This window comes from Corallococcus sicarius (genome assembly GCF_003611735.1).
Classification (GTDB): Bacteria; Myxococcota; Myxococcia; order Myxococcales; family Myxococcaceae; genus Corallococcus; species Corallococcus sicarius.
In genome coordinates, this window is sequence record NZ_RAWG01000478.1 from 1 (window position 1) to 5,014 (window position 5,014).

At 71.4% G+C, this 5,014-nt stretch carries 6 protein-coding genes; all 6 read right to left on the reverse strand.

Features of this window, described 5'->3' with window-relative positions:
• Positions 1-167: 167 nt before the first annotated feature.
• From D7X12_RS39110 to ribH, 6 genes are read right to left on the reverse strand one after another with little or no spacing between them, the layout of a single operon-like run.
• Positions 168-731: a chemotaxis protein CheW gene (locus D7X12_RS39110; protein WP_120630245.1), complete on the reverse strand. Its 564-nt coding sequence runs from the start codon at positions 729-731 to the stop codon at positions 168-170.
• Positions 732-766: 35 nt separating this feature from the next.
• Positions 767-3,115 carry a chemotaxis protein CheA gene (locus D7X12_RS39115; RefSeq protein ID WP_120630246.1) on the reverse strand — a complete coding sequence of 783 codons (2,349 nt, stop codon included), beginning with the start codon at positions 3,113-3,115 and terminating at the stop codon, positions 767-769.
• Positions 3,112-3,486 (reverse strand): response regulator, encoded by a 375-nt coding sequence (locus D7X12_RS39120; RefSeq protein ID WP_120630247.1) that lies wholly within the window; start codon positions 3,484-3,486, stop codon positions 3,112-3,114. The genes D7X12_RS39115 and D7X12_RS39120 overlap by 4 nt, the downstream gene beginning before the upstream one ends.
• A gap of 56 nt (positions 3,487-3,542) precedes the next feature.
• Positions 3,543-4,034 (reverse strand): M17 family peptidase N-terminal domain-containing protein, encoded by a 492-nt coding sequence (locus D7X12_RS39125; protein ID WP_120630248.1) that lies wholly within the window; start codon positions 4,032-4,034, stop codon positions 3,543-3,545.
• Positions 4,031-4,453, reverse strand: coding sequence for a transcription antitermination factor NusB (nusB, locus tag D7X12_RS39130; protein WP_120630249.1), 423 nt, complete (start codon positions 4,451-4,453; stop codon positions 4,031-4,033). The genes D7X12_RS39125 and nusB overlap by 4 nt, the downstream gene beginning before the upstream one ends.
• 4 nt (positions 4,454-4,457) lie before the next feature.
• A complete protein-coding gene (ribH, locus tag D7X12_RS39135) occupies positions 4,458-4,958 on the reverse strand; it encodes a 6,7-dimethyl-8-ribityllumazine synthase (protein WP_120615811.1) in 501 nt (166 codons plus the stop codon).
• Positions 4,959-5,014 lie beyond the last annotated feature (56 nt).

Genomic DNA, 5,014 nt, shown 5'->3' on the forward strand with positions numbered 1-5,014 from the left:
GGGGATGACGCGCTGGGGCGGGAGGATCTCCTCCACGCGCATGATGTCCAGCACGTACTCCTCGTTGCCCACGAAGAAGGCGCACAGCTGCACTTCCGCGTCGACCGTCGGGGCGTCGTCGGCCGTCACGCCGCGCGGACGGCGGGCCAGCAGGTTCACGGGGTCCGTCATGGGGCGAGCGCCTGCTCTGGATCCAACAGGATGTAGAGCTGCGAGCCCTTGCGGCCCAACCCCGCCACGCAGTCGCGGTCCCCGCGCAGCCCCGCGGGCGACAGCTCCACCATGGACGGCTTGAGCCGCACCACGCCCGCCACCGAGTCCACCCACACGCCCGCGGGCCCGTCCTGCGTCTTGAGCACCAGGATGCGCGCGGCCTTGGGCGGCAGGCCCGCGTCCGGCCCCGCCACGAGCGGCGGAACCTCCGACAGGCGCAGCCGCAGCTTCACGTCGTAGACAGGCAGCAGCTCCCCGCGCAGGTTCATCACGCCCAGCAGCTGCGGCTCCGCGCGCGGAATCTCCGTGAGCAGCGGCACCTTGCAGATCTCCCGCACGGTGAGGATGGGGACCGCGTAGCACTCGGTCTCCAGGCGGAAGGCCAGGTACTCGGTGGGCTCCTCCTCCGGGACGCGCGGGGAGAGCCCGTCGCTGCCCACGGCGAAGTCCAACAGGCCGCTGACGTCCTCGTCCGGGCGGTAGAAGAACGCGTCGAGCAGGGCTTCGAAACGGGACACGGGCGGGAAGATAGCAGCCCCCCGGGACGGGTGCCTCAGGCGCGGCGCCGCTCCTGCGCGATGCCCTCTTCCAGGAGCTCCGCCACGTCCAGCACCAGCACCGTGCGCCGGTTGCCCAGGTCGGTGGCGCCGGAGATGCCCTTCACGCCACTCAGCCGGCCACCCAGGGGCTTGGTGACGATGTCCTGCTGGCCGAAGAGTTCGTCCACCGCGATGCCCAGCCGCTGCTGCGCCAGGCCCACCACCACGACGAAGTGGCGGTTGACCTCGCGCTCCGGCAGGTGGAACAGCCGCCCCAGGCGCAGGAAGGGCAGCGTCTGTCCGCGCAGATCCAACACCTCGCGGCGCTCCACCGTGCGGATGTCGTCCGGCTGCACCGCCAATATCTCCAGCACGCTGTTGAGCGGCACCGCGTAGGTGCGCCCGCTCACCCCCACCACCAGCGCGCGCACGATGGCGAGCGTCACCGGCAGCGTCAGGTGGAAGGCCGTGCCCTTCCCGCGCTCGCTCCACACGTCGATGATGCCGGAGAGGTTGCCCAGATTGTTCTTCACCACGTCCAGGCCCACGCCCCGGCCGGACAGCGCGCTGACGCTGGAGCGCGTGGAGAAGCCCGGCAGGAAGATGAGGTTGAGCAGCTCCCGCCGCGTCATCTCGCTCACCTGCGCGGAGGTGACGAGCCCGCGCGACAGCGCCACCTCGCGCACCCGCGCCTCGTCGATGCCGGAGCCGTCGTCGCTCACGCTGATGAGGACGTGGTTGCCCTTCTGCTCGGCCCGCAGGCGCACCACCGCACGCCGGGACTTGCCCGCCGACAGCCGCGCCTCCGGCCCCTCCGCGCCATGGTCGATGGCGTTGCGGATGAGGTGCATCAACGGGTCGCTCAGCTCCTCGACGATGAGCTTGTCCAGCTCCACCTCGCCGCCGGTGCTGACGAAGTCGATCTCCTTGCCCGCCTCGCGGGCGATCCTCCGCACCAGCCGCGCCAGCTTGTCGAACACCTGGCCCACCGGGACCATGCGCGCTTCAAGCAGCCCCTCCTGCAGGGCCTCCAGCTTGCGCTCCAGCTGCCGCGTCTCCCGCGACAGCTCCTGGCCGAACAGCTTGGACAGCGCCACCGTCCCGTCCTGCCGGGACGCCTCCGCCAGCCGCTGGAGGTTGGCTTTGATCAGCAGCAGCTCGCCCACCATGTTGATGAGCCCGTCCAGCCGCCCGATGTCCACGCGCACCGTCTGCGTGAGCGAGCGCAGCGACGTCTCCTCCGGACGGGGACGCCCGGCGGGCAGCGGCGCCGACGCGGCGGACTGGAGCCCGAGCGTCGTGGGCGACGGGCCGGCCACCGCCTTCATGCGCGGGGAGCCTGCGCTCGCCGCTGCCGTGGGCAGGGCCACGAGTCCGGGAGTTCCGTGGGACGACCCGGAGGGCGCGTCCTGCGCGGGGGCCCGGGTGTCCGCCGGAAGCAGCGCCTGGGGCGGGCCCGCCTCCAGGGACAACGGCCGGACGCGCGTCCCCTTCTTCTTCCCGCGCTTGGGGCGGGGCGCTCCGTCAGGGGCGGTCACCCCGGCATCAGCGGGAGAAAGGGAGGAGACCGTCTCCGGCGCGGAGACAGGCCTGGAGGGCTCCCCGTGAGCAGGGCGCACGGTCAGCGGCGCCAGCTCCGCGGGCGTTCCCTGCAACCCCTCTTCCAGCGCCTGCGCGGACACCTTCGCGCCGAAGATGAGGTCGAACGCGATGCCGCTGGCACCGCCGGGCCGCGACGAGGGCAGCGTGCTGATGACCTCGCCCAGGGGCTTGAGGCGCGCGTTCAGGTCCGCGAGGCCCTGGTCGAAGTCGGTGAGGTCGAACGCGGCGCGCACCCGCCACAGCGCCACCCCGCGCCGCACGTTCTCTCGCAGCCGGTGCTCCTCGTACTCGGTGAAGACGGCGCGCACCTGCACGTCCAGCTCCAGCCGCTCCAGCGGATCCTCCTCCGCGGGCGGCGCGGGCGAGCCCATCCGCGCCAGCCGCTCCTCCATGGCGCGCGTGCGCTGGGTGAGGTCCTCGCCCTCTTCCCCTCGCGACGTCTCTCCCAGCAGGGACTGGAAGGTGTCCAGCGCGTCCACCAGCGCGTCCAGCACCTGGTCGTCCAGCGTCAGCCGCCCCAGCCGCAGCCGGTCCAGCAGGTCCTCCGCGGCGTGCGCCAGCTGGGTGATGCGCTCCTGGCCGAAGAGCCCCGACAGCCCCTTGAGCGAGTGCGCCGCGCGGAAGATGCCGTTGATGTGCTCCGGGTCCGCCTCCTGGTCGCGGGCCTCGTCGAGCGCGAGCAGGTCGCGGCCCAGCGCATCGAGGATCTCCGTGGCCTCGGCGACGAACTCCGCCAGCGCCTTGCCCCCGTGCTGCGTCACAGCGGCTTGAGGAAGCGCCGCAGGAGCGCCTCCAAATCCTCCGTCTGGAACGGCTTGACCAGGTAGCCCGCCGCGCCCAGCGCCATCCCCCGCGAGCGGTCCTGCTCACGCCCCTCGGTGGTGACGATGATGAGCGGCACGTCCCGGTAGTTGGGGTTCTTCTTGACGAAGTTGATGAGCTCCAGCCCGTTGATGTCGGGCATGTTGATGTCGGTGATGATGAGGTCGAACCGCTGGCGGGGCAGCAGCTTCAGCGCCTCGAAGCCGCTGGCGGTGGTGACGGCCTCGATGCCGTCCACGGCCTCCACGGTCGCGGCGATGTGCTCGCGCGACACCTTGGAGTCCTCGACAATCAGCACCCTGAACGTCATCGCGCGCACGCCTCGGAGGCCAGATGCTAGCAGAACACCCGCGAGGGCGCCGAGTGCTACCCCTTGCGGGATGACAGCGAACCGACAAGGCCCTTGTCCGCGAGGAGGGACACCCGGGCCCCCTTGAACGCGGGCAGGAACTGCCGCTGGTACGCCTCCGCCCGGGTCGCGTCGCTCAGGCCCGGCCCGCCAGGGACCTCCAGGGCCACCGACTCCACCTTCGCCCGGCTCAGCACCTTCGCCGCGCCCGCCAGCGCCTCGCCCAGGGCGGAAGCGTCCAGGCCCTTTCGCGGGCCCAGGCCCACCACGAAGATGCGCGGCACGGAGAGCTTCCCGTCCGACGGCAGGAGGAGCCAGTCGTCCTTCACCCCGGTGAAGAAGCCGCCCAGGAGGACGCGGGACAGGGCGCCGCACAGCCGCCAGTCCACGTAGCCCGCGGAGGAAGGCAGGGGCCGGTCATCCTCGGCCACGAAGAGGCACAGGGCGTCCACCCCGGCCAACGCGTCCAGGCCCTCCAGCCCCACCTCCAGCGTGCTCGTCTGGCTCACGGCTTCCCGAGCGCCACCGCGACGCGGTCCAGGAGACCGTTGACGAACGCGCTCGACTCCTCCGTCCCGAAGTTCTTCCCCAGCTCCACCGCCTCGTTGATGGTCACCTTGCGGGGGATGTCCGAGCGGTACTTCAATTCGAAGATGCCCAGCCGCAGCACGTTCCGGTCGATGCGGGACATGCGATCCAGGCGCCAGTTGTGGCTGTGGCGCTCGATGAGGGCGTCAATCTCCTCGCGGTGCGCCTGCACGCCGTCCACCAGCTCCTTGGCGAACTTCACCGCGTCCGGCTCCGGCTTGCCGTCCTCCGCCGAGGCGGCCCACGCTGAATCCAGGGCCTCCCGGGCGGCGCCCTGGGCCATCTCCAGCTGGTAGAGCGCCTGCAGCGCCCGCTCCCGTGCCGTTCTGCGTGCGCCCATGCGGTCAGCCCTTCCGTTCCGCGGCGGTCATGCGCGCGTAGAGATTGACCATCTCGATGCAGGCCACCGCGGCCTCCGCGCCCTTGTTGCCCGCCTTCACGCCCGCCCGGTCAATGGCCTGCTCCACGGTATCGCACGTGAGCACACCGAACGTCACCGCCGCGGGCTTCGGGCCCGACGCCGCACTGAACGCCACCGAACCAATGCCCTTGGCGCACTCGCCCGCCACGTAGTCGAAGTGGGGGGTGCCACCGCGAATCACCGCGCCCAGGATGACGAGGCCGGCGTACTGCCCGCCCTCCGCCACGCGGCGCGTGAGGCCCGGCAGCTCATAGGTGCCGGGGCAGCGGTACACGTCGATGGCGTCGTCCTTCACGCCGTGGCGGACCAGCGTGTCCACGGCGCCCTTCAGCAGCTCCTCCGTGATGAAGCTGTTGAACCGGGAGACGCAGATGGCGAACCGGCCCTGGGGGGGGAGGAAATCCCCTTCGAAATAGCGAGGCATGGCGCGCTCCTTACACCACCCCGCCCCCCGGCGTCTGCACGAGGTTGGACCCCGGC

What these genes read in the sequence shown, in the direction of transcription:
- D7X12_RS39120 (WP_120630247.1), bottom strand. Translation starts at nt 3,486, where the DNA reads ATGACGTTCAGGGTGCTGATTGTCGAGGACTCCAAGGTGTCGCGCGAG.
- nusB (WP_120630249.1), bottom strand. Translation starts at nt 4,453, where the DNA reads ATGGGCGCACGCAGAACGGCACGGGAGCGGGCGCTGCAGGCGCTCTAC.
- ribH (WP_120615811.1), bottom strand. Translation starts at nt 4,958, where the DNA reads ATGCCTCGCTATTTCGAAGGGGATTTCCTCCCCCCCCAGGGCCGGTTC.